This window comes from Lutibacter aestuarii (assembly GCF_042676885.1).
In the GTDB taxonomy this organism is placed as follows: domain Bacteria; phylum Bacteroidota; class Bacteroidia; order Flavobacteriales; family Flavobacteriaceae; genus Lutibacter; species Lutibacter aestuarii.
In genome coordinates this window covers 391784-418012 of the sequence record NZ_JBHTIC010000006.1, presented here as the reverse complement: position 1 = coordinate 418012, position 26229 = coordinate 391784, and the positions used below count along the sequence as shown (strand labels likewise).

Annotated in this window: 23 protein-coding genes; 16 read left to right on the top strand and 7 right to left on the bottom strand. The window is 31.0% G+C overall.

Annotated features, from left to right (window positions below; all coding sequences use genetic code 11):
- Positions 1-37: 37 nt before the first annotated feature.
- The gene (upp, locus tag ACFQZW_RS06550) at positions 38-688 is read left to right on the top strand and encodes a uracil phosphoribosyltransferase (protein ID WP_386781904.1); all 651 of its coding nucleotides are present in this window, start codon (positions 38-40) and stop codon (positions 686-688) included.
- Here upp and ACFQZW_RS06545 read toward each other — a convergent pair.
- A complete protein-coding gene (locus tag ACFQZW_RS06545) occupies positions 683-1606 on the bottom strand; it encodes a DUF6427 family protein (RefSeq protein ID WP_386781902.1) in 924 nt (307 codons plus the stop codon). The genes upp and ACFQZW_RS06545 overlap by 6 nt on opposite strands.
- 40 nt (positions 1607-1646) lie before the next feature.
- On the opposite strand from ACFQZW_RS06545, the gene ACFQZW_RS06540 reads away from it, so the two are divergent.
- The 12 genes from ACFQZW_RS06540 to ACFQZW_RS06485 all read left to right on the top strand — a co-directional run bounded on the left by ACFQZW_RS06540 (position 1647) and on the right by ACFQZW_RS06485 (position 14721).
- On the top strand, positions 1647-1844 hold the full coding sequence (locus ACFQZW_RS06540; protein WP_298265293.1) for a DUF6341 family protein: 198 nt from the start codon (positions 1647-1649) through the stop codon (positions 1842-1844).
- A gap of 52 nt (positions 1845-1896) precedes the next feature.
- Positions 1897-2568, top strand: a complete 672-nt coding sequence (gene trmB / locus ACFQZW_RS06535) for a tRNA (guanosine(46)-N7)-methyltransferase TrmB (RefSeq protein WP_298265291.1) — start codon at positions 1897-1899, stop codon at positions 2566-2568.
- Positions 2569-2584: 16 nt separating this feature from the next.
- Positions 2585-2929, top strand: coding sequence for an MGMT family protein (locus ACFQZW_RS06530; RefSeq protein ID WP_298284903.1), 345 nt, complete (start codon positions 2585-2587; stop codon positions 2927-2929).
- Positions 2930-3035: 106 nt separating this feature from the next.
- Positions 3036-4160 (top strand): Mrp/NBP35 family ATP-binding protein, encoded by a 1125-nt coding sequence (locus ACFQZW_RS06525; protein WP_386781898.1) that lies wholly within the window; start codon positions 3036-3038, stop codon positions 4158-4160.
- Between the two features lie 8 nt (positions 4161-4168).
- Positions 4169-4417, top strand: a complete 249-nt coding sequence (locus ACFQZW_RS06520; RefSeq protein WP_386781896.1) for a NifU family protein — start codon at positions 4169-4171, stop codon at positions 4415-4417.
- A 321-nt stretch (positions 4418-4738) separates the two neighbouring features.
- Positions 4739-5899, top strand: a complete 1161-nt coding sequence (locus ACFQZW_RS06515; protein WP_372801740.1) for a homogentisate 1,2-dioxygenase — start codon at positions 4739-4741, stop codon at positions 5897-5899.
- A gap of 10 nt (positions 5900-5909) precedes the next feature.
- Positions 5910-7067 (top strand): 4-hydroxyphenylpyruvate dioxygenase, encoded by a 1158-nt coding sequence (hppD, locus tag ACFQZW_RS06510; RefSeq protein ID WP_298265280.1) that lies wholly within the window; start codon positions 5910-5912, stop codon positions 7065-7067.
- Positions 7068-7182: 115 nt separating this feature from the next.
- Positions 7183-7983 (top strand): DUF3108 domain-containing protein, encoded by an 801-nt coding sequence (locus tag ACFQZW_RS06505; RefSeq protein WP_298265278.1) that lies wholly within the window; start codon positions 7183-7185, stop codon positions 7981-7983.
- A gap of 53 nt (positions 7984-8036) precedes the next feature.
- A complete protein-coding gene (locus ACFQZW_RS06500; protein WP_298265276.1) occupies positions 8037-9305 on the top strand; it encodes a M23 family metallopeptidase in 1269 nt (422 codons plus the stop codon).
- A 10-nt stretch (positions 9306-9315) separates the two neighbouring features.
- Positions 9316-10881: a glucose-6-phosphate isomerase gene (gene pgi / locus ACFQZW_RS06495; RefSeq protein ID WP_298265274.1), complete on the top strand. Its 1566-nt coding sequence runs from the start codon at positions 9316-9318 to the stop codon at positions 10879-10881.
- Positions 10882-11100: 219 nt separating this feature from the next.
- Positions 11101-13632 carry a TonB-dependent receptor gene (locus ACFQZW_RS06490; protein ID WP_298265272.1) on the top strand — a complete coding sequence of 844 codons (2532 nt, stop codon included), beginning with the start codon at positions 11101-11103 and terminating at the stop codon, positions 13630-13632.
- A gap of 18 nt (positions 13633-13650) precedes the next feature.
- Positions 13651-14721 carry a hypothetical protein gene (locus ACFQZW_RS06485; RefSeq protein WP_298265270.1) on the top strand — a complete coding sequence of 357 codons (1071 nt, stop codon included), beginning with the start codon at positions 13651-13653 and terminating at the stop codon, positions 14719-14721.
- A gap of 190 nt (positions 14722-14911) precedes the next feature.
- Here the strand turns inward: ACFQZW_RS06485 and ACFQZW_RS06480 are convergent, their stop codons facing one another.
- Positions 14912-17647, bottom strand: a complete 2736-nt coding sequence (locus ACFQZW_RS06480) for an endonuclease (RefSeq protein ID WP_386781891.1) — start codon at positions 17645-17647, stop codon at positions 14912-14914.
- Between the two features lie 173 nt (positions 17648-17820).
- Here ACFQZW_RS06480 and ACFQZW_RS06475 point away from each other — a divergent pair, with 173 nt between their 5' ends.
- From ACFQZW_RS06475 to ACFQZW_RS06465, 3 genes are read left to right on the top strand one after another with little or no spacing between them, the layout of a single operon-like run.
- Positions 17821-18255 (top strand): hypothetical protein, encoded by a 435-nt coding sequence (locus ACFQZW_RS06475; RefSeq protein ID WP_386781889.1) that lies wholly within the window; start codon positions 17821-17823, stop codon positions 18253-18255.
- Positions 18256-18304: 49 nt separating this feature from the next.
- Positions 18305-19036 carry a lysophospholipid acyltransferase family protein gene (locus ACFQZW_RS06470; RefSeq protein WP_298284925.1) on the top strand — a complete coding sequence of 244 codons (732 nt, stop codon included), beginning with the start codon at positions 18305-18307 and terminating at the stop codon, positions 19034-19036.
- Positions 19037-19062: 26 nt separating this feature from the next.
- Positions 19063-20058: an acyl-ACP desaturase gene (locus ACFQZW_RS06465; RefSeq protein ID WP_298262610.1), complete on the top strand. Its 996-nt coding sequence runs from the start codon at positions 19063-19065 to the stop codon at positions 20056-20058.
- 54 nt (positions 20059-20112) lie between these two features.
- On the opposite strand, the gene ACFQZW_RS06460 is transcribed toward ACFQZW_RS06465, so the two are convergent.
- The 5 genes from ACFQZW_RS06460 to ACFQZW_RS06440 all read right to left on the bottom strand — a co-directional run bounded on the left by ACFQZW_RS06460 (position 20113) and on the right by ACFQZW_RS06440 (position 26167).
- The gene (locus tag ACFQZW_RS06460) at positions 20113-20883 is read right to left on the bottom strand and encodes an amidohydrolase (RefSeq protein ID WP_298262611.1); all 771 of its coding nucleotides are present in this window, start codon (positions 20881-20883) and stop codon (positions 20113-20115) included.
- 587 nt (positions 20884-21470) lie between these two features.
- A complete protein-coding gene (locus ACFQZW_RS06455) occupies positions 21471-22628 on the bottom strand; it encodes a methionine aminotransferase (RefSeq protein WP_298262612.1) in 1158 nt (385 codons plus the stop codon).
- A gap of 110 nt (positions 22629-22738) precedes the next feature.
- Positions 22739-23482: a succinate dehydrogenase/fumarate reductase iron-sulfur subunit gene (locus tag ACFQZW_RS06450; RefSeq protein ID WP_298262613.1), complete on the bottom strand. Its 744-nt coding sequence runs from the start codon at positions 23480-23482 to the stop codon at positions 22739-22741.
- Positions 23483-23491: 9 nt separating this feature from the next.
- Positions 23492-25495, bottom strand: coding sequence for a fumarate reductase/succinate dehydrogenase flavoprotein subunit (locus tag ACFQZW_RS06445; protein WP_298262614.1), 2004 nt, complete (start codon positions 25493-25495; stop codon positions 23492-23494).
- Between the two features lie 12 nt (positions 25496-25507).
- Entirely contained in the window at positions 25508-26167 is a 660-nt protein-coding gene (locus ACFQZW_RS06440; RefSeq protein ID WP_386781884.1) for a succinate dehydrogenase cytochrome b subunit, read from the bottom strand.
- Positions 26168-26229: the final 62 nt, after the last annotated feature.

Sequence of the window (26229 nt, the reverse complement as noted above, 5' to 3'; positions counted from 1 at the left end):
TATTTTAAAGTAGTATTTTTGCAGTAAATAACTACCAATGATTATCAATATTTTAGATACCAAACAAACCATTCTTAATAAATTTATTTCTGAAATTAGAGATGTAAACATTCAAAAAGATTCAATGCGTTTTAGAAGAAACATTGAGCGAATTGGGGAGGTAATCTCATACGAAATTAGCAAAACACTCGATTATAAATCTCAAACCGTTTCAACTCCCTTAGGAACAAAAATAATGCAATTACCCAAAAAAGATGTGGTATTGTGTTCTATTTTAAGAGCGGGTTTACCTTTACACAATGGACTACTCAATTATTTTGATGATGCAGAAAATGCTTTTATTTCAGCTTATAGAAAGCATATTTCAGAAACTGAATTTGAAATAAAAGTAGAATATTTTGCCTCTCCAAATTTAGATGGAAAAACATTAATTTTAGCAGATCCAATGTTAGCAACGGGTCGTTCTTTAGCTAGTGTCTATGAAGGTTTAAAAAAACATGGAACTCCTAAAGAAATTCATTTAGCTTGTGTTATTGGCGCAACTGAAGGTTTAAATTATATCAAAAAATATTTTCCAGAAGATACCAAATTATGGATTGCTACTGTTGATGAAAACTTGAATAAAAAAGGATATATTGTTCCTGGATTAGGAGATGCAGGTGATTTATCTTTTGGTGAAAAACTATAAAAAATAACTGCTTATTGAAACAAGTAAAAACAAGTATAAAACCATATTTTTAAATGTTTTAGAGCTACTTATTTGTAAAAAATTAGCAAAAACAACACCTAAAGGAAATAATAGAAAATAGAATTCTGATCCATTTTTTATAGGAGATAAAACTATAATTGTTAGAGCTATTAAAAGGTGATTGATAATTACTTGCCAAGATAGTTTTAACTTGTTTCCAACTAAAACTAATTTTGGAGTTACTGAAAAAACAGACCACAATAAAATTGTAACTATAAATGTTATTGGCAACAGTAAATGTAAGGCGTTATACGATGTAAAAACTAAACTTAAATCATATTTAAATTTATCGTAAAAAACAACCACATTGTCAAAACAAAACACATACGTAAAAAATAAAAATAAAGGAGTTATTAAACCTACAAGAGGTATTAAACTGTTTTTTAGATTTATTTTTTTATAAATAATAATACTTACATATACTAAAACTATAAAAAATATACTCCAAGAGTAAATTAAAGATGAAACTCCAATCCACAAACCAGCATCAAAAAGTTTAGCACTTGTATTAATTTCAGATTTTAGACTATAAATTCTTCTATATGAAAGCAATAAAATAAGATTTGAAAAAACGATGTTAGTTGACAAAAATGCTTCTCTAAAAGTACCTAACATTAAAACAATTAATAATAAAGCATAAGAATTATCCTGAGTTAATTTATTTTTTTTAACTATAAAATTAACAATCATTAAAAATAAAATATGCCATCCAAAAAAAAGGATCATTTTTAAAAAATTGTAAATTGAAAACTCCTCTGTATTTACCATTAAACTTGATGACAAATAAAAAATAAACAACAAAACAACTAAGTTAAAAATAGTTACAGGTTTTGTTTTATTAAAAAAATTTGCAATCATTACTATATTTTATACTTTTGCCTGTAAATATAAATAAGAAATGATTGCAAACAATATTTTTAAGGCGATAGGTGATTTTTTTACAAATGTATTATTTGCCCCATACAATGAAATTAGGTTTATGGACAACTGGTGGCTTCAAAACACTGTAAGTTGGATATTTATTGTAATTACATTTATAGCTTTTTTCTACTGGCTAGGAGAAATCAGAAAATACAAAAAAGCTGGAAACGAATAATTTTTCTTTTTCAAAAAAACGATACCATCTTTCCTTTTAAAACACAAAACCTGTGGGAAGTAAAAACAAACTTAAAAGATTTCGTGAAAACGAAACATTCTCTAATGTTATTCAACCAACACGAAAAGAAGTAATTGATGGATTTTCATTAAAAGGAAAATGGCAATCTCATTTTGGAAATAACCATCCAATTATTTTAGAATTAGGATGTGGCAAAGGTGAATATACCATTGATTTAGCACGTAAGAACCCTAATATCAATTATATAGGTATAGACATTAAAGGAGCTCGTTTTTGGAGAGGTGCAAAAACCGCATTAGAAGAAAACTTAACTAATGTAGCTTTTTTAAGAACCCAAATTGAATTAATTGACTTACTTTTTAATGAAAATGAGGTCACTGAAATTTGGATAACTTTTCCCGACCCACAAATTAAATATACCCGAACCAAGCACCGGTTAACTAATGCTGAATTTCTAAAAAAATACCACCATATTTTAACGCCAAATGGTATTGTAAATTTAAAAACCGATAGCGAGTTTATGCATGGTTATACACTTGGATTATTACATGGCGAAGGTCATGAAATACTATATGCACATCATGACATTTATAAGAACTTTCATTCTCCAGAAGAAGTAATCTCTACACAAACTTTTTACGAAAGTCAATACTTAGAAAAAGGAAAGCCAATTACATACATCAAATTTAGAATTCGTTATTAATTATTATTTTTAACGAATGAAAAAATCTTCTGAAAATTTTTTTGATAAAGTTTATGAAGTTGCAAAACTTATTCCCTTTGGAAGAGTTACTAGTTATGGTGCTATTGCGAAATATTTAGGTGCAGCTCGTTCAGCTAGGATGGTTGGTTGGGCAATGAATGCTTCTCATAATAACGATGAAATTCCTGCTCACAGAGTAGTTAACCGAAAAGGTTTATTAACTGGTAAACATCATTTTGACGGTACAAATTTAATGCAGCAATTATTAGAAAGTGAAGGAATTGTAGTAAGAGATCATCAAATTCAACATTTTGAAACAGTTTTTTGGGATCCTTTTATAGAATTGCCCAACAATTTATAAGCAATTTCTTTTTGTAACAAACTCTGCATTACTTTTTAATTCTTAGCTTTTTATATTCAACTGAACTCTGTATATTTGTTGTTTAGAATGATTTTATATAAACAACATGGCATATACCAAAAAAGATATAACAAAAGCTCTTGAAACCATTACTGCACCTGGAGAAGGTAAAAGTTTAGTTGAAAGCGGAGCAATCAAAAATATTGTCACTTTTGACAAAGAAATAATTGTAGACGTTACTATTAGCAATCCAACTTTACAAGCCAAAAAGAAAGTTGAAATTGAAATTATGAAAGCGATTCACACCCAAGTAGATCAAAAAGCTGATGTAAAAGTAAATGTCACGGCTGAAGTTCCATCTACACCTTTAAAACCTGAAAAACCTAAAGTTCCAGGAATACAAAACATTATAGCAATTGCATCTGGTAAAGGCGGCGTAGGGAAATCTACTATTACAGCAAATATGGCAATCTCTTTACAAAAAATGGGATTTAAAGTAGGGATTCTTGATGCCGATGTTTACGGCCCTTCTACCCACCTAATGTTTGATGTCGCAAATGCTAGACCTTTATCTGTTGAAATTGATGGGCGTTCAAAAATGCAACCTATTGAAAGTTATGGGGTAAAAATATTGTCTTTAGGATTTTTTACAGATGCCAATCAAGCAGTTATTTGGAGAGGAGCTATGGCTTCTAAAGCTTTAAATCAAATGATTTTTGATGCGCATTGGGGAGAGTTAGACTTTTTATTAATTGATTTACCTCCTGGTACCGGTGATATTCACTTATCTATTGTTCAAGCAATCCCTGTAACTGGAGCTGTCATTGTTAGTACACCTCAAAATATTGCTTTAGCTGATGCCAAAAAAGGAGTTGCTATGTTTAAACAAGAAAATATAAATGTTCCTGTTTTAGGTATTGTTGAAAATATGAGTTATTTCACACCTGCTGAATTACCAAATAACAAATATTACATCTTTGGGAAAGATGGTGCTAAAAATTTAGCTGAAGATATAAACACTGCTTTCTTAGGTGAAGTACCATTGGTGCAAAGCATTAGAGAAGCTGGAGATGTTGGTCATCCTGTAGCATTACAAGATAATACACCCCTTGAGAATGCTTTTTCAGAAATTACTAAAAATGCTTTATCCCAATTAGTAAAAAGAAATAAAGATTTACCACCTACTGAAGTTGTTAGAATAACTACAATGAGTGGATGTAGCACTAAATAAATTATAAAATGACAACTGAAGAACTAAAAATTAATGTAGAAAACGCCTTGCAAGAAATAAGACCTTATTTAGAGGCTGATGGAGGTAATATTTCATTAGTTGAAATTACAGACAATACTGTAAGTGTTCAACTCGAAGGAGCCTGCTTAGGTTGTTCAGTAAATCAAATGACTTTAAAAAATGGTGTTGAGGCTACCATAAAAAGACATGCACCTCAAATTAAACGTGTTATTGAAATAAACGGTATTACTTTTTAGTTTTTCTTTAAAATTGAAAGTTAAAGAGCTTGTTTGGAAAATATTTTCTAAACAGGCTCTTTTTTAGTTTAATACATAAAAAATTTTATATTTGTGAACTATGAACAATCATTGGACAGGATTATTATTACTTCTAAAATTCTTAATCAAGAGAGATCCTGAGTGAATTTGTTTTATCAAAAGCTTAACAATTTCATAAATAAAATTGCTTAACTTTAATACTTTCAAAGTGCATGTACATCATTATTAACATGTTACTTCTTTGTAAAAAATTTATATTCCATCTATAAAATGGAGTTTTATAACTAAAAAAATTAAACTATGCCTAGATATCATTCATTAGGTAAAATACCTCCAAAACGTCATACAACTTTTGAAAAACCTGAAGGAGGATTGTACCAAGAAGAGCTTTTTGGAACTGCTGGTTTTGTAGGTATGTCATCGTTGATATATCATATTCATCCGCCTACAGTTGTTTCAGAAATTAAAAAATTAAAAAACGTTACTCCAAAAATTGCCATCGAAAAAAACATGAAAGCATTAAGTTTTAAAGGCTTTTCATTGCAACCTGAAACAGATTTTTTAGAAAGCAGAAAAACACTTTTTGTCAATCATGATTTGCATATTGGATTAGCAGCACCTAAAGAATTTTCATCATCCTATTTTTATAAAAATGCCGATGCTGATGAAATGTTATTTGTACACGTAGGTTCTGGAATTTTAAAAACGATGTATGGAAACATTGAATTTGAATATGGAGACTATTTAATTATTCCTAGAGGAACCGTTTATCAAATTGAATTTAATACTACTGAAAATAGACTTTTATATATAGAATCATTCAGCCCAATTGTAACCCCTAAACGCTATAGAAATAACTTTGGTCAATTATTAGAGCATTCTCCTTTTTGTGAACGAGATTTTAAATTGCCTACTAATTTAGAAACTCATGACGAAAAAGGTTCCTTTAAAATTTGTATAAAAAAACAAGGAGTTCTTTGGGAGTATATTTATAAAAACCACCCTTTTGACGCCGTTGGATGGGATGGATTTAATTATCCTTATGCATTTTCAATTCACGACTTTGAACCAATAACTGGACGTATTCATATGCCGCCTCCAATACACCAAACTTGGGAAGCAGCCGGATTTGTAGTTTGCTCTTTTGTACCACGAATGTACGACTATCATCCAAAATCTATTCCAGCTCCTTACCACCATAGCAACATAGATTCAGAAGAAATTTTGTATTATGTTGATGGAGATTTTATGAGTAGAAATAATATTGAAAAAGGTCAATTAACATTACATCCTGGCGGAATACCTCATGGCCCACATCCAGGTGCAATTGAAAGAAGCATAGGAAAAAAATCAACCGAAGAATTAGCTGTTATGATTGACCCTTTTAAACCTGTAATGATTACTGAAGAAGCAATGAATTTACAAGTAGAAGACTATTATAAATCTTGGATAACCGAATAAACCTAAAAAAATGTCAGATTTAAAAAATAAACAGAATTTTAATTACGGTTTGGAAAAAATCTTTCCAGAAGCTGAAGATTTTTTACCACTATTAGGAACCGACTATGTAGAACTATATGTAGGAAATGCAAAACAGGCAGCCCATTATTACAAAACAGCTTTCGGATTTCAATCTTTAGCTTATGCTGGTTTGGAAACTGGACTTACAGACAGAACTAGTTATGTTTTAGTACAAGATAAAATTAGATTGGTACTAACTACTCCCATGCCAAATAAGAATAACCCTGAACTCTTTGAACATATTGAAAAACATGGTGATGGTGTTAAAGTAGTAGCTCTTTGGGTTGAAGACGCTACTAAGGCTTGGGAAGAAACAACAAAAAGAGGAGCAAAATCGTACTTAAAACCAACCAAAGAAACCGATGAAAATGGAGAAGTAATTCGTTCTGGAATTCATACTTATGGAGATACTGTGCATGTGTTTGTAGAACGAAAAAAATACAACGGAGTATTTTTACCAAAATTTCAAAAATGGGAAACCACTCACAATCCTAAAGATGTAGGCTTACGTTATATAGACCATATGGTGGGTAATGTTGGATGGAATGAAATGAATGTTTGGGCTAAATTTTATAATGAAACTATGGGTTTTGCCAATTTAATAACTTTTGATGATAAAGACATTTCTACACAATATACCGCTTTAATGAGCAAAGTAATGACCAATGGTAATGGACGTGTAAAATTTCCAATTAACGAACCTGCAGAAGGAATAAAAAAATCACAAATTGAAGAGTACTTAGATTTTTATAAAGGTCCTGGAGTACAACATATTGCTGTTGCTACCAACAATATTTTAGAAACTGTAAAAGCGATGACAGAAAGAGGTGTTGAATTTTTATACGTTCCAGGTACTTACTATGATACCGTAATGGACAGGGTTGGAGAAATTGATGAAGATTTAGCTGAATTAAAAGACTTAGGAATTTTAGTTGACAGAGATGATGAAGGTTATTTACTTCAAATTTTTACCAAACCAGTAACAGACCGACCTACTTTATTCTTTGAAATTATACAACGAAAAGGAGCTCAATCTTTTGGTAAAGGAAATTTCAAAGCTTTATTTGAATCTATTGAAGCAGAACAAGCCAGAAGAGGAACGTTATAATTTTCTTAATTCATACTTTATTTAATAAAAGCTTAACCTTATGTGTTAAGCTTTTATTATTTTTGGAACAGTAATTGTATTTTTTATAAAAAACAATAATTTACACTACTATTAAATGAAAAAATTACTTATCATATTAGCTTTATTTACCTCTGTAATTTCATTGGGACAATCGGTAAAAAAATTAACTCCCGAAAAAAATTATGCTTTTAAACAAGGAGAATGGCTAAAATTTAGAATGAGCTATAGTAATTTTTTAAATGCTGGTTTTTCAACTATTGAAGTTAAAGAAACAACTAATTTTAATAAAGAAGCGTTTCATATAATTGGAAAAGGAAAATCAACCGGACTTGTAAGTTTGTTTTTTAAAGTAAAAGATGATTATCAAACTTTTATGTATAAAGAAACTTTAAAACCCTATCGCTTTATTCGCAAAATAAATGAAGGAGGCTACACCAAAGACAAAGAAATTCTTTTTGATTATGAAAAAAACGAAGCCATTGTAAAAAATCACAAGCACAATACCGAAACTAAGCATCCAATTAATGATGAAATTCAAGATATGCTCTCATCACTTTACTTTTTAAGAAATCAAAAATTGAAAAACTTAAACAAGGGTGATGAAATTGAGTTGCCAATGTTTTTTGATCAAGAAATTCATAATTTTAAATTGGTGTTTTTAGGCGAAGAAATTATTAAAACAAAATTTGGAAATATTAATTCACTTGCTTTTAGGCCTATGGTACAAGCTGGTAGAGTTTTTAAGGAACAGGAAAGTGTAACAGTTTGGATTAGCAATGATGATAATAAAATTCCATTAAGAATTAAAGCATCATTAGCTGTAGGATCTTTACGAGCAGACATAGAAGCTTTTAAAGGCTTAGCACATCCTTTTAACATTATTTTTGATAATTAAATTGTATTTTTGCGTTTAACTTTAACAAACCAAAACATAAAACGCTTAAACCCTTGAAAAATTTAATAATCTTATTTCTATTTGTTTCATTTATTTCTTGTAAAACTGATGAAAAACCACAAGCAAGTATTGTTCCCGAAACGCCTAAAATTGTTAAAGAATTTGGTTTTAAATTAAATAATTTTAAAGTCATAAACGACACTATAAAGCCTGGAGAAAACTTTAGTGAAATTCTTGATCGAAATCATGTAGATTACCCGAGAGTATTAGAGATTGTCAATAAAATTAGAGACACTTTTAATGTTCGAAAAATAAAAAGTGGAATCCCATATACCGTTTTGGCTAAAAATGATTCAACTGAACAAGCACAAGTTTTTATATACCAACATTCCAAAGTTCGATATACTGTTGTCGATTTTAGAGATTCTATTCCCGTAGCTTATCATGGAAAAAAACCTGTAAAAACTGTACTAAAAACTGCTTCTGGAATAATCACAACCCATCTTTCAGATGCGGTGGAAAGTCAAGGTTTAAGTTCTTACTTAACTTATAAAATGGCTGATGATATTTATGCTTGGACTATAGACTTTTCTAGACTTCAAAAAAATGATAAGTTCAAACTTATTTATGAACAGTTATACATTAATGATACCATTCCAGTTGGAATAGGAGAAATTAAAGCAGCATACTTTGAACATGGAAATCAACCCTTTTATGCGTTTAAATATGTTGCAGATACTATTTTAAATATTCCTGATTATTTTGATGATGAAGCCACCAACCTACGTCGTCAATTTTTAAAAATGCCTGTAAAATTTAGCAGAATTTCTTCTCGGTACAATTTAAAAAGAAGAATTGCCTTATATGGAAACAGAGTAAGACCTCATAAAGGAACCGATTTTGCAGCACCTATTGGAACACCAATAATGGCAACTGCTAATGGAACTGTTACTGAATCTAGAAGAAAAGGCGGTAATGGAAATTATGTTAAAATTAGACATAATGCAACGTATAGCACTCAATATTTACACATGAGTAGAAGAGCTGTTAAAGTTGGAGACGTGGTTAAACAAGGAGATGTTATTGGTTATATTGGAATGACTGGAAATACTTCTGGACCTCATGTTTGTTATCGCTTTTGGAAAAATGGAAGACAGGTAGATCCTTTAAAAGAAAAACTTCCTGCAGCAGAACCTATGAAGGAAAATATAAAACCTCATTATTTTGAGTTTATTAAATCTTTAAAAGAACAGATAGACGCCATTAATTATTCAACAATTGATAACGAAATTATAATTCCTAAAAAAGAATTACAATCTTAGCATATAACACATGAAAAATATAAATCCAACTACAACCAAAGCTTGGGAAAAACTTACCAAAAATTATAACGATACAAAGCACCTACATTTAAAATCATTATTTAATAGCAATCCTTCAAGAAAAGAAAAATTCACTATAAATTTTAACGATTTTGAATTTAATTTTTCCAATAATAGAATTACTGAAGACACCTTAAATTACCTATTAGAGCTAGCAAACGAAGTAGATTTAAAAGGCGCAATAAAAGCGTATTTTTCTGGAGAGAAAATTAATGTCACTGAAAATAGAGCTGTATTACATACCGCACTTAGAAACCAAAATAATCAAGAAATAGTTGTTGATGGTATAAATGTAATGCCTGAAGTTAAAGAAACCTTGCTTAAAATGGAAGCTTTTACCAATAAAGTTGTTTCAGGCACTTGGAAAGGTTACACTAACAAAACTATAACAGATGTTGTAAATATTGGTATTGGAGGATCTGATTTAGGTCCTGATATGGTCGTAGAATCTTTAAAATACTACAAAAACAATTTAAATGTTCATTTTGTTTCTAATATTGATGGAGATCACGTACAAGAAATAATTAAACATTTAAACCCTGAAACTACGTTGTTTGTAATTGTTTCAAAAACGTTTACAACTCAAGAAACATTAACAAATTCAACAACCATAAAAAATTGGTTTTTAGAAAAAGCTACTGAAAAAGATGTTGCTAAACACTTTGTAGCAGTTTCAACCAACTTAAAAAATGTACGTGAGTTTGGAATTGACTCTGAAAATATTTTTCCAATGTGGGATTGGGTAGGTGGTCGTTTTTCGCTTTGGAGTACTGTAGGTTTATCTATTAGCTTAGCCGTGGGGTTCAAAAATTTCAAAGAACTTTTAATTGGAGCTTTTGAAATGGATGAGCACTTTAAAAACACCCCTTTTGAAAAAAACGCCCCAGTTTTAGCGAGTCTTATTGGAATATGGTACACTAATTTTTACAAATCTGAGTCTGAAGTAATTTTACCTTACACTCAATACTTAACTAAATTAGCGCCATACTTACAACAAGCAATTATGGAAAGTAATGGGAAAAGTGTGGACAGAAATGGAAACCAAGTAGCTTACCAAACAGGTAATATAATTTGGGGAAGCACAGGTACAAATTCACAACATGCTTTTATGCAGTTATTACACCAAGGAACCAAATTAATTCCAGCAGATTTTATAGGGTTTAAAAATTCGTTGTATGGAAATAAAGAACACCATAAAAAATTAATGGCAAACTTTTATGCTCAAATACAAGCTTTAGCTGAAGGAAAAACAAAAGAAGAGGCGCATTTAGATTTAAAAACTCAAGGTAAAATGGATGAAATTGAAACGTTGTTACCTTATAAAGTTTTTGAAGGAAACAAACCAAGCACATCCATACTAATAAACAAATTAACCCCTAAAACTTTAGGAAGTTTAATTGCTTTTTATGAACATAAAATATTTGTTCAAGGGGTTATATGGAACATCTATAGCTATGACCAATTTGGTGTAGAGCTTGGAAAAGAATTAGCGCATAAAAACCTAACAAAGCTATAAACACTTAACAATTCTATAACATACTTAAAGTTTTTAACAATATTTTACATATTTCTCAATAATTGTTAATATTTATTTTATTGAAAATCAGCAAAAGGTAGCCATTTTTGTATATTTATAAGTTCTTAATTTTTTGTTAAAAATTAACAATTAATTAAAAGCGAAATCGACAAAAATTTGCACTTTTGCAAAACATTTAATTCAAATTAAAATTAAACAATGAGAAATTTAAAAAATTGGCTAGTGGTAGTTATGTTAATTTCAACATCTATCATTTTTGGACAAACCAAACTTACTGGTAAGATTGTTGACGAGACAAATCAACCTTTACCTGGAGCTTCAGTAGTTTTAAAGGGAGCTACTTCAGGTGCATCATCAGATTTTGATGGTAATTTTACATTTGAAACATCCGTTTCTAATGGTACAGTTTTAGTTTCATTTGTTGGCTATGAAACAAAAACATTAACTTTTAATGGAAGTACTAATTTTGGCACAATTGCCTTAAATCCTTCATCTGAATCATTAGAAGAAATAGTAATTACAGCTACCTCTTTTGCTGTTGACAGAAAAACTCCTGTTGCAGTTTCAACTGTTAAAGCTGATGTTATTGAAAACAAATTAGGATCTCAAGAATTTCCTGAAATTTTAAAATCTACACCAGGTGTGTATGCTACTAAATCAGGTGGTGGTTTCGGTGATGGAAGACTTAACTTAAGAGGTTTTAACTCTGAAAACGTTGCCGTTATGATTAACGGAGTTCCTGTTAATGATATGGAAAATGGTAGAGTTTACTGGAGTAACTGGGCTGGTTTAGCTGACGTTACAAGTGCTATGCAGGTTCAACGTGGATTAGGGGCTTCTAAAGTAGCGGTACCTTCAATTGGTGGTACTGTAAATATCTTATCTAAAACTACTGATATAGAGAAAGGTGGAAATATTTTTACTGCTGTAGGAAATGATGGTTATCAAAAATATGGAGCTACTGTTTCTACTGGATTATTAGATAATGGATTTGCAGCTACAGTATCTGCATCAAAAACCAAAGGTGATGGTTATGTAGATGGAACTGAATTTGAAGGTTATAATTATTTTGTGAATATTTCAAAACAATTGAACGAAAACCACAAATTATCATTAACATCATTCGGAGCACCACAAAGACACGGACAAAGACAAAATAGAAGTCTTATCTCTAAATACCGAAATGCTGAAAGTGGGAATAAATTTAATCCAGATTGGGGGATAAAAAATGGAAGTGTTGTACATGTAGAGGACAACTTCTACCACAAATCACAAACTTCATTAAACCACTATTGGACTATCAACGATAAAACAGATTTATCTACTGCACTTTATGCCTCTTGGGGTACTGGTGGTGGTGGTGGAACTGCTGGAGACAACAGAGATTTATTCAATGTTAGATTAGGTGGAGATGATCAACCTATTGATTTAGACAATATAGTTGAAATAAACAGAGCCAATGCAGCTCAAGGATTGGGTTCTGAAGCTTATTTAAGAGCTTCTAGAAATGATCACAGTTGGTTTGGTATGTTATCAACATTTAAAACTGAATTAAACGATAACTTAGATTTTATCACAGGTCTAGATTTAAGAACTTATACTGGAAAACACTTCTCTGAAGTAACAGATTTATTAGGAGGTGCTTATGCATATGACAATAATAATGTTAACAATCCTAATGCTGCTTTAAAAGTAGGTGATAAACGTGATTACTGGAATGATGGTGAAGTTGGATGGCAAGGTATATTTACTCAATTAGAGTATAATAATGACCAAATTTCTACTTTTGTATCAGCAGCAATTTCTAATACTTCTTACAGAAGAATTGATTACTTCCAATATACACCAGGAAATCAAAAAACTGATAAATATAATTTTACTGGATTTAGTGTAAAAGGTGGTGCTAACTATCGCTTAAATGATACTCATAACATTTTTGCTAATATTGGTTATTTTGAAAAAGCAGCAGGCTTTGATTCTGTTTTCTTACAATTTGATAATGATCATATTAATGCTGATGCTGAAAATCAAAAAATATTTAGTGCAGAATTAGGGTATGGCTTAAGAAGTGAAAAATTAGCTGCTAATTTAAATATTTACAGAACTCAATGGAATGATAGAACTCTAACAAGAGGATTCCAAAATCAAGATGGAACCTTTAATACAGCTAATATTTTAGGTGTAAATGCTATTCACCAAGGTATTGAGTTAGACTTTACCTATAAACCATCTGACAAACTTACTTTAATTGGTATGTTATCTTTAGGTGACTGGCAATGGGATAATGACTTAGAAAATGTTCAAATCTTTGACGAAGAACAAAATTTAGTAAACACAGTTAACCTATATATCTCAGGATTAAAGGTTGCCGATGCTGCACAAACAACAGCAGCTTTAGGTTTAGACTATGAATTAATGTCTAAAACTCATTTCACTGTAGACTTTAACTTCTTTGATGATTTATATGCTGCATATGATCCTAACGACAGAGGAACTCAAGGTGCTCCTCAAGCATGGAAAGCACCAAGTTATAGCACTTTTGATGCAAGTATAAGATATGGTTTCAAAATTGGAGATTTAGACACTACTTTAATTGGTAGAATGAATAATGTTTTCAATACTGAATATATTGCTGACGCATTAGATGGCTCAGGTTCAACTGACCAAACTGCACTAGTATGGTTTGGGTACGGAAGAACGTTTAACGTAAGTGCTAAAATTAGATTTTAATTAAAAAAACAGTAAACAATGAAAAAAATAATTTATTTATTGATGGTTTTAGGCTTAGTTTTTACAACGGCCTGTGACCCTATGGAAGATATATATGCTGAAATAGATGCACAAGAAGAAATTATTACTGGTGAAGTTACTTTTACTTTAAGTGATGATGACTATGAGGATTTAGAATTAAATTATGGTAATTTTAGTTCAATTGATGATGCCAAAGCGATGATACCAGGTCTACTTATTGACAAATATCCTGTTTGGGGAGAAGGGTCTTTAGCTACTGTAACTTTTAAACTATACAACCCTTTAAGCACACCAAGTGCTGAAGTATATGAATTAAGTGACGCTGAACATAATGCAATTACTGGTAAAACCTATGGTAATTTTGACAGAGATTATCACATTTTTGACTATTTAGAAGCTACTTATCCAACACCAGATGAAGGTGATTTTTATTCTTTAAGATACCGTTTTTACGCAGGAGGAGAAGTTACATTAACTGATGGATTTTTATATAAAAATGGTGAATGGAATAGATTTGCAGGGTTTACTCCTGATGAATATAAAGCTATGGGAGAAGGGTATCCTAACTTCTCAAGCCATGATGAAGCAGCAATTAAAATACCTTTAGCATTACCTGACATCTTTAAATTTAGTCCAAAAAAAGCGGGAGATATTGTTCAAGCAATGTATGAATTATATGCTGGTGGTGGAGTTACAAAAAGTTATGTAAATAACTATATTTTTGATGGCTCAACTTGGTCTAAATACAATAATGTAATTGAAGAAACTATTAAGTTTGGTCATGATGGTACTACTTGGGTTCCTGACAACACCATAAAATATACTTTAACAGCTGCAGATTATGATCTAGTTGGAAATGGATATTATCAAAATTTTGATGTAAGATCTGGTAAAGCTGAAGAGTTAGAAAGTGTTAGACTAGAAAAAATTAATACTATTTTATTAAATAATTTCCCTGATAGCGCTGAAGGACAAAAATACGTTGTATCATATAATGTATATTCCGGTGCTGCTGAAGTATGGGAAATGAAAGTTATTTTAAGTGGAGGTGTATATGTTCTTCAATAAAAATAACTAATAATCCTTATAAAAAAAGACCGCTAATTAGCGGTCTTTTTTTATTTATGTTTTATCTAAGCTTAATAAGCTAATTAAATTGAATTATAATCTTATTAAATAAAATCAATAAACTAGCTTTAAGTATTCGTTTTAAAATATCAATAATAAAAAAGGAGTAACCATTTTTATTAAATTTATACTATTGCTTTATAATTTTTAAAGTTAAAGTTTCATCATCTAAATAAACTTTAGCAAGATACAACCCTGTAGGTTTATTTTCAAGGTTTACTTGGATTTTTCCATACATTACAGGATAGCTTTTAGAGGAAATTAATTGACCTTCAATAGAGTATAATTCAACCAGCACCTCCTTTTCAGTTGTTGGTAAAGCGATTGTTGTCCATTCATTGGTTGGATTTGGATACGCAGTAATTGTTGAAAACAACTCTATTTGTTTTGAAAACACCCCTTCACAAGCGATATCGGTTTTTACTTCCAATAAATCTCCTGGCGTTACAGCTACCTCAAATGATGGAGCATAGGTATGCAATACTGTTTTTCCATTGACTAGTACTTGATAAGGCGCTGTTCCTTGTTCTATTGCTACATATGCTTTATTAGACACCACTTTAGCAGAAGCTTTTGCTGAAGTTCCAGCATCAACAGTTACGGTATAACATTGTTGGTAGGTTTCACCTTCTACTGAAATACAAAATTCATAGGTATCAGGAGCCAATCCTTCAATAAAAGCATTGGTAGTATTGGTGAAGTTATAAATTGTTCCATCTACTGTTACAGAATAATTATAGGCTTCTTGTGCAGCAATCTCAATGCTACCATTTTCTTTACCAGCGCAAGTTTCTCCAATAACTTCTATCGTAAAATTGGTTGGGGGTAATGCAAAACACCCTGCTTCATCAACATAAGTTCCTATAGGTGTATTTGTACATTGATCAATCTCATTACTCACACCATCATTATCATCATCCAATTGACTATTGGAACATCCATTAACATCAACTTCTTCTCCTACTGGAGTATTTGGACACGTATCAATATTATTCATTACTCCATCGTTATCATCATCTAGTTGACTTTCAGAACAACCATTAACATTTACACTTTCACCTGTTGGTGTATTAGGACATAAATCAGCACTATTTTGAATCCCATCGTTATCATCGTCCAATTGACCATTGGAACAACCATTAGCATCTACTTCTTCTCCTGCTGGGGTATTTGGACATAAATCATCTACATTTAAAACACCATCACCATCTATATCATCATTATCTTCATTATCTGCAATAATTTTAAAACTATCCACTGTCCAGCGGGTTGGTTCTGCAGTTGAATAATATTTGAATGCTATATAAACCGAGCCTGATATTTCACTTATATCAATGTCTGTAAAAGAGTAAACTTCTTCAGTAGCTTTTCCTGTAGAATGTATCGGTATGGTTACATTTGGTATTTCATTCCAAGTATAATTTGAAGGATTACCTGAACCATCATAATCTGAAGAAAAAACCAGCTCTAAAGGAGTATCTCCATAAGCAGCATCTGTATAAAAACTCAACATTTCACCTGTACTATTATCAAAATCTACTGGGCTTACAGTTATCAGCCAATCTTTACTTAAAACATCTTGTTGATTCCCATTCATTCCCATTGAACCAGAGTTATTTTCTCCATACAAATTTCGGCACTCCCAATTTTTGTTACTTGCTTCACTATAAGTAACAAAATTTAAATTTCCACAATCGCTAAAATCTTCCTCAAAAAGAACTTTAGGCCCTACTGCTGTGGTAAACTCAAGTACAGCACTCATATTTGAGTAATTTGAAGAAATATCTCTAGCTTTAATTGTGATTTGATAAGTAGTTGCTGCAATTAAATTGGTTAAAATTGTTGAAGTTGTTGTTGCTGTTTGCGTATAAAAACCATTTACATAAATTAAATAATCATACACCCCAATATTATCAGTTGAAGCGTTCCAAGAAATTTCTACTGTTGTATCGGTAACATTAGAAGCTACAAGATTTTCTGGAGTAGATGGGGCTTCTGTATCTGAAGATGAATTCATATTCCACTTATCTTCAGCAGCTAAGCCACCCCAAATTAAGGTTGCTAAATATGGATTATCTATATAAGGGTTTCTATTTCCTTGAATACCCGCTAATACTTCATTTCTATTGGCTTCAAAAGGAGATACAGGGTCTTCTACATTCCATTTTAAAAAAAGGTCAATCATATTAGCATCTATAGCGTTTACAGTACCAAAAGCAACATTTATAGGCAAGCAATTGGTTTCAGAGCTTTGAGTTCCGTTTCCATGATAACGCGTGTACATATACATTATAATTCGTGCCACATCACCTTTCCATTCATCACCTGGATACCAACCACCATTGCTAGTTATAATTTTAGAAACACCGCTTCCATCTGTAAATTTATTATTACTTCGCAAGGTATTTCGATCTTGATCTGCAGGTCTTAAATTATGCACATCCGATCCTGGACTTACTAAACCCGACTCGGCTTCTAAAGATGGGTTGGCTAATGATTTAGGAAATACATGTTCTCTATTCCATTTTCCAGGAATATAAGTTGACCCTGCATTTTCGGTTTTTAATCGGGTTCTATCTGTAGAAAAATTTTCATCAGTATCATTATATCCATAAATAAGCAATACGTTTGTTGAAATATCGGGATCTTCATCTGCTAATCTGCAAGCATCCCAAACATCTGTAGTAGAACTTGTATAAGGAATTCCTGTATGTGTTGAGGTAATTCGTCCTGATAATTCTAAAAATAATTCATTTCCTGTTTTGGAAAAATCTAAACCATTGTAATAAGAGGGTATTTGTTGTCCAAAAAATGAAGTTGTAACAAAAAAAAGAATTAAATATAAATAGGGTAATGTTTTTTTCACGAGATATAAAATTATTTGATTTACAAACTTATTATTAATTTATATAAATAAATAATAATGTGAATAATATATTGCCTAAAAGGAATACAAATTAAACCTTCTTATAACCATTAATATTCAAATAAGTTTCATTTTAATTCCCTATTTTTGCTTGAAACTAAAAACTAACTATTATGATAAAAATGATTCACTCCTATTGGGCTTACATTGTATTAATTGTATTAATTTTTGCAGTTATAAATGCATTTATGGGACTCAATTCTAAAAGAGAATTTAAAGCAAAAGATTTAAGAATCTCATTATTTACACTTATTGCATCGCATATTCAATTAATTATTGGGCTTGTAGCTTATTATACTTCGAGCTTTTATGATACTTTGCGTGCAGCCGGAATGGGAGAGGTAATGAAAAATAGCGATTTAAGAAAAATTTTAGTTGAACATCCGTTAGTTGGTATTATTGCTATTACTCTTATCACCATAGGATTTTCTAAACATAAAAAGAAAAATACCGATACCGCAAAATTTAAAACTATTGCGGTATTTTATACCATAGCCTTACTATTAATTTTAAGTAGAATTCCTTGGTCTCAATGGTTTTCAAATTAAAATAAACATATCCTAAGCCTCGTGCTTAGGATTTTCTTTTTTACAACTTATGAAAAAAATTCTCTTATACATTCCTTCAGCCATCTTCTATATTTTTTATGGGAGCTTTTTATTATTTTTTCATGTACTACAATGGCTAGGGTTTAATTTAGGAAAATATAAAGGTCATAAACTAGCAGTTGATTTAATGAACTGTACCTTAACTTATTTATTATATATTTTAGGTAATAGAATACAGTTTATTAGCAAACATCCTATCCCAAAAAATGTGCCTTTAATTGTGGTTTCTAACCATCAAAGTATGCATGATATCTCTCCTATCTCATGTTTTTTAAAAAAATATCATCCAAAGTTTGTTTCAAAAATTGAATTAGGAAAAGGAATTCCAAGTGTATCCTATAATTTAAAACATGGAGGATCCGTTTTAATTGACAGAAAAGACCCTCGACAATCTTTAGCAGCTATTAGAGATTTTGGAAAATATATTGAAAAAAACAATTATACAGCAGTCATTTTTCCAGAAGGAACTAGAAGCAAAAATGGAGTTCCAAAACGATTTTCTGAAAATGGATTAAAAATGCTAACCAAATTTGCCCCTTCTGCATATGTAATACCCGTAACCATTAATAATTGTTGGAAACTAAATAAATATGGGATGTTTCCTTTAAACATGGGGATTAAAGTTACTTTTGAATTTCATAAAGCTATCGAAGCTAAATCAATGAAATTTGAAAATCTATTTAAAAAGGTTGAAGAAACAATTAAAAATAACGTAGTTTAGCGCCCTACTAAACTAAAATCAAAAACATGTCAACACATAATATAAGACTTGAGGTAATGAAAGTCTTAGAAAAAAACATTGATACCTTTATTGAAAAGTTTTTAATTACACCCGAAAAAATTTGGCAACCTACCGATTTTTTACCAAACTCTCAAAGCAATAATTTTATTGAAGAAGTCACTGAAATTAGAGAATTATCTAAAGAAATGAATGACGACTTTTGGGTAGTTTTGGTTGGAGATACTATTACAGAAGAAGCTTTACCAACGTATGAATCTTGGCTTTTAGATATTGATGGAGTTTCACAACATAGTGAAAATGGAGGTGATAATGGTTGGGCAAAATGGTTACGCTCATGGACTGGTGAAGAGAATAGACACGGCGATGTGTTAAATAAATACTTGTATTTATCTGGCAGAGTAAATATGCGCGAAGTAGAAATTACAACGCAACACTTAATTTGCGATGGCTTTGACATTGGAACAGCCCGCGACCCTTATAAAAACTTTGTTTATACAAGTTTTCAAGAGCTAGCCACTTATATTTCTCACAATAATGTAGCTAAAATTGCTCGTAAAAAAGGACATAAATTGTTAGCAAAAATGTCTAAAATTATTGCAGGAGATGAAATGAGACATCATTTGGCTTATACAGAATTTGTAAAGCAAATTTTTCAACACGACCCAAGCGAAATGATGTTAGCTTTTCAACACATGATGAAACATAAAATTGTAATGCCTGCAATGCACTTAAGGCTTTCTGGTGAAGAAAAAGGAACTATTTTTGATCAATTTTCAGCAGTTGCCCAACGAACAGGAGTTTACACTGGTTTTGACTATGTGGATATTATCAAAAAGTTAAATTCTACTTGGAATATTGACAAAATAACTGGTTTAACTTCAGAAGCTGAAAAAGCTAGGGATTATTTAATGAAACTTCCTGATAGAATGTACAGAATTACGGAAAGAATTGTAGTTCCAAACACGAAATATGAATTTAAATGGATGAACCCTATAAGTTAATATTCTAGCTAACAAAATGCTTAAAACGCTATATTATTTTTTTTAATATAGCGTTTATTTTATTACAAAAACATCCTTATCATTTAAAAAGTTTAAGTTACTTCTAACTTCGGTTATGTGCTTTTTATTTAAACTAACAACTATTGTATTCTCAACATTTTCAATAGTACCAGTCATTTTCTCGCCAAGACAATTATAGACTGCTGAGTGCCCGTTGTATTCTAAGTTATTAGCATCTTTACCTACTCTATTTAAACCAATCGTAAAACACATATTTTCAATAGCACGTGCCTTTAATAAAGCATCCCAAGCAGCAATTCTTGGTTTTGGCCAATTTGCCACATAAATTAACACATCATAAGCTTCAATATTTCGTGCCCAAACCGGAAAACGTAAATCGTAACAAATTAAAGGACAAATCTTAAACCCTTTATAATTAATCACAATTTTTTTATTTCCAGAAGTGTAAACTTTATCCTCTCCTGCCAAGGTAAATAAATGTCGTTTGTCATAGTATTCTACCTCACCTGTTGGCTTTACAAACAAAAAACGGTTATAATATGCTTCATTTTCCTTAATTATAGCACTTCCTGCAATTGCAACATTTTTTTTTGTTGCTAAATTTAACATCCAATTTACAGTAGTTCCATCCATAGTTTCAGCTAAATTTTGAGGCTTCATACTAAAACCTGTGCTAAACATTTCTGGAAGAAGAATTAAATCTATTTGTTCTTCAATTCCATTTATTTTTTCAGAAAACCGAATCAAATTTTGTTCAATATTTTCCCAAACTAAATCTGTTTGAAGTAAAGCTACTTTAAGCATATGATTAAATATTAATTTTTTGAAATTAACCAAAGTAACACATATAAACAAGCATTCGTTATTTTTTTGCATTATTGAAAAAACTAGCTTCATGAATGATTTTTTTAAACTTCCTTTTTCTTTTAACATTGAAAACTTGCTCAAAGATTTTAATATTTGTAACCAAACTACTTCTATTCCACACTTTAATACTAATAACTATAGTGGAAAATGGAATTCCATTTACTTAAGATTATAAAATGGAGATTCTACCAATATTTATGCTCACAAAACCGAAAATACTACGTATAAAAATTGTGAAATTTTAAAATATTGCACTTATTTTCAACACATTATCGATCAATTTTATTGCAATAAAGAAGCTATTAGACTTTTAAACTTAGCTCCAAACAACAAAATTAAAAGTCATAAAGATGATAGCTTAAGTTACGAGGATGGCTTTTTTAGGATTCATATTCCAATTAAAACCAATTCTAAAGTTCTATTTCATATTAACAACAAACCTCTTCAAAAGCACTTATTTTATCACTTGAAAGGCAACTAAATTCATGCAAAAATCAATAGAATAAACTAATTCGTTGGTTAGGTTAAATTGTATTTAAAATTTCGGCTGCTTGTTTTAAGGTTTCATCGGTTTTAGCAAAGCAAAAACGCAATACTTTAGTATCTAAAGTATTTTCATTAAATACCGAAATTGGTATGCTTGCAATTTTATATTTTTGGGTAAGCTTTACAGCAAAATCATAGTCATTTTCTTCTGTTATATTTTTAAAATTCAGCAATTGAAAGTAAGTTCCTTTTGAAGGAGAAAACTCAAATCTAGATTCTTTTATCAAGCTTAAAAATAGATCTCTTTTATGTTGATAAAATGCATTTAACTCTAAATAATTAGAAGGTGTTTTTAAATACTCTGCTAAAGCAACTTGAGTTGGATGATTTACACTAAATACATTAAACTGGTGTACTTTTCTAAATTCATGGGTTAATTCTTTAGGTGCAATACAGTAACCCACTTTCCAACCAGTATTATGAAATGTTTTTCCAAAGGAAGCCGTAATAAATGTTCTTTCAGCTAATCCTGGATATAAAGCTGCTGTTTGATGTTTTTCACCATCGAAAATAATATGTTCATATACCTCATCGCTTAATAAAACAATATTGGTGTTTTTAAGTAAAGTTTCTAACTGAGTCATATCATCTTTCGTTAAAATTTTTCCAGAAGGATTATGAGGTGTATTCACAATAATCATTTTGGTTTTTTCAGTAATTAAACTTTTTACCAATTGCCAATCAATTTTAAAATCTTCAGGATTAAGTTGCACTGCTATTGTTTTACCTCCAAAAAGTTCAATAGTAGGCTCATAGCAGTCATATGCCGGTTTAAAAATGATTACTTCATCATCTTTACTAATCGTTGCAGCTATAGCTGTAAATATGGCTTGAGTTGCTCCCGCTGTAATGGTAATTTCCGTTTCAGGATTGTACCTAACTTGGTATAAATTTTCCATTTTATCTGAAATAGCTTTGCGCAAACTAAAAATTCCAGGCATTGGTGCATATTGATTTTTACCATTAAACATCGCATTATTTACCAATTCAATTAGATTATTATCGCTTTCAAAATTTGGGAACCCTTGTGATAAGTTTAGTGCTTTTTCTTTGTGAGCCAAAGCACTCATTACAGAAAATATAGATGTAGAAACATTGGGTAATTTAGATGAAAATGAATTGTTATAGTTTGGCATATTTTTTCAAGTTTAGATTTTTAAATTTACTAAATCTAAAGTTTATTCAATAAAAAAACCTGTCTCATTTTTGAGACAGGTTTTCTTTTTAATTTATACTATTTTTAAAACTAAATAATACTAGCTTTTAAATATTCACGGTTCATACGTGCAATGTTTTCTAAAGAAATTCCTTTAGGGCATTCCACCTCACACGCTCCAGTATTAGTACAGTTTCCAAAACCTTCTTCATCCATTTGCTTAACCATATTTCTAACTCTATCTGCAGCTTCAATTTTTCCTTGAGGCAATAATGCAAACTGAGATACTTTAGCAGAAACAAATAACATAGCACTAGAGTTTTTACAACTTGCAACACAAGCTCCACAACCAATACAAGCAGCAGCATCCATAGATAAATCTGCATTGCGTTTAGAAATTGGAATAGCATTGGCATCTTGTGTATTTCCAGATGTATTTACAGAAATATACCCTCCAGCCTGTTGAATACGTTCAAAAGCAGTACGGTCAACAATTAAATCTTTAATTACAGGAAATGCTTTTGCTCTCCAAGGTTCAATATAAATGGTATCACCATCTTTAAAAGTACGCATATGTAACTGGCAAGTAGTAATTCCTCTATCTGGTCCATGAGCTTCACCATTAATATGTAAAGAACACATTCCACAAATACCTTCTCTACAATCGTGATCAAAAGCTATTGGAACTTCATTTTTTGCTACTAAACTTTCATTTAACACGTCCATCATTTCTAAAAATGACATATGTTCTGAAATATCGGTAACTTTATATTCGACCATTTGACCTTTTTCTTGAGGTCCTTTTTGTCTCCAAATTTTTAACGTTAAATTCATAATGTCTTCTTATTTATATGAACGAGTTTTTAATTCGATATCTTTAAATTCTAATTGTTCTTTATGTAAAATAGCTTCGCTAGGTTTACCTGTGTATTCCCAAGCAGCAACATAAGCAAAGTTAGCGTCATCACGCTTAGCTTCACCATCTTCAGTTACGTGTTCTTCACGGAAATGACCTCCACAAGATTCTTCACGGTGTAAAGCATCCTTAGCAAATAATTCACCCAATTCTAAGAAATCAGCTACTCTACCTGCTTTTTCTAATTCAGGATTTAATTCATTTAAACTTCCTGGAACTTTTACGTTTTTCCAAAAATCTTCTCTAATTTCTCTAATTTCTTCAATTGCTTCGGTTAATCCTTTTGCGTTACGAGCCATCCCTACTTTATTCCACATCACATTTCCTAATTTTTTGTGGTAATAATCTACAGAATGTGTTCCTTTATTATTGATAAAGAACTCTAATTTATCTTTAATTTCTTTTTCAGCAGCATCAAATTCAGGTGAATCTGTAGAAATTTTGCCTGTTCTAATATCATCTGCTAAATAATCTCCTATGGTATAAGGAAGTACAAAATAACCATCTGCCAAACCTTGCATTAGAGCCGATGCTCCTAAACGATTGGCTCCGTGATCAGAGAAGTTAGCTTCTCCAATACAGTACAACCCAGGAACTGTTGTCATCAAATTATAATCAACCCAAACACCTCCCATAGTATAGTGTGTTGCAGGATAAATCATCATTGGTGTTTTGTAAGGATTTTCATCTACAATTTTCTCATACATTTGGAATAAGTTTCCATATTTAGCTTCAATAACTGCTTCCCCTAATTTGGTAATTTCTTCTTTTGAAGGGTTGTGTAACCCTTGAATTTTTGCTTTTTCACTACCATAACGTTGAATGGCAGCCGCAAAATCTAAATACACAGCTTCACCTGTTGCATTCACACCAAAACCAGCATCACAACGCTCTTTTGCAGCTCTAGATGCTACGTCACGAGGTACTAAGTTTCCAAATGCAGGGTATCTTCTTTCTAAATAATAATCTCTATCTTCTTCAGCTATTTCAGTTGGTTTTAATTTTCCTTGCTGAATGGCTTTTGCATCTTCAATTTTAGCAGGAACCCAGATTCTACCATCATTACGTAATGACTCAGACATTAAGGTTAATTTAGATTGGTAATCTCCTGAACGTGGAATACATGTTGGGTGAATTTGAGTAAAGCAAGGATTTGCAAAAAAAGCTCCTTTTTTATGAACTTTCCAAGCTGCTGTAGCATTAGAGCCCATTGCATTAGTTGATAAGAAATATACATTTCCATAGCCACCTGTAGCTATTACTACTGCGTGTGCTGAATGACGTTCAATTTCTCCTGTAACTAAATCACGTGCAATAATCCCTCTTGCTTTTCCATCAACTTTTACAACATCTAACATTTCATGACGATTGAACATTTCAATCTTACCACGAGCAATTTGACGGTTCATCGCAGAATAACAACCTAATAATAATTGTTGCCCTGTTTGTCCTTTAGCATAAAAAGTTCTTGAAACTAGTACTCCACCAAACGAACGGTTGTCTAGTAGCCCACCATAATCACGTGCAAAAGGAACCCCTTGCGCAACACATTGATCTATAATAGCTCCTGAAACCTCTGCTAAACGGTGAACGTTTGCTTCTCGAGAACGGTAATCTCCTCCTTTAACAGTATCATAAAATAAGCGATAGTTAGAATCTCCATCACCCATATAGTTTTTTGCTGCATTGATACCTCCTTGAGCAGCAATTGAATGTGCTCTACGTGGAGAATCTTGATATGCAAATGCTTTTACGTTATACCCTAACTCAGCTAAAGTAGCAGCAGCTGAACCTCCTGCCAATCCTGTTCCCACCACAATAATGTCAATATTACGCTTGTTTGCTGGGTTAACTAGGTTAATTTTGTCTTTATAAATTGTCCATTTATCTTTTATTGGACCTTCTGGTACTCTTGAATTTAAAGTAGTCATATTCTCTTAAGATTAATGGTTAAAATGGTGATATAATGCAATAATAATAAATCCTAAAGGAATTATAATTGAATAAATAACCCCAAGATTTTTAACACATTTAGTATATTTATTATTAAACCCTATTGATTGAAAAGCTGATTGAAAACCATGTAATAAATGCAGTGCTAATAAAACAAATGCAACTACATAGATTCCAACTTTTACTGGGCTCATAAATTTGTGCTGTAATTCTCCAAAATAACGAGTTGGGTCTTCTGGTAAAAACTCAACGTATTTATGGTTTATTTCTGGAATCCAAAAATCGATAAAATGGATTACAATAAATATTAAAATTACACCACCACTAATTGCCATATTTCTTGACATCCAAGAAGCACTTGCAGCTCCATTGAATTTAGTGTATTTAATATTTCTTGCTTTTCTATTCTTTAACTCTAAAACAAACCCCATAACAAAATGAAAAACAACACCAAAAATTAGAACAGGTTGCAGCGCAAATTGGACTAAGGAGTTTGTTCCCATAAAATGGGATAATTCGTTAAATAAATCCTCACTAAATAAGGAAGTTATGTTTACCGCTAAATGAATAATTAAGAAGAAAATAAGGAAGAGTGCAGACAATGCCATAGCCACTTTCCTTGCGATTGATGAAGATAAAAATCCGCTCATTTTTTATTTAATTTTTATAAAGATACAAAGATACTATTTACTTTTTTGTTTAAAAACACAAT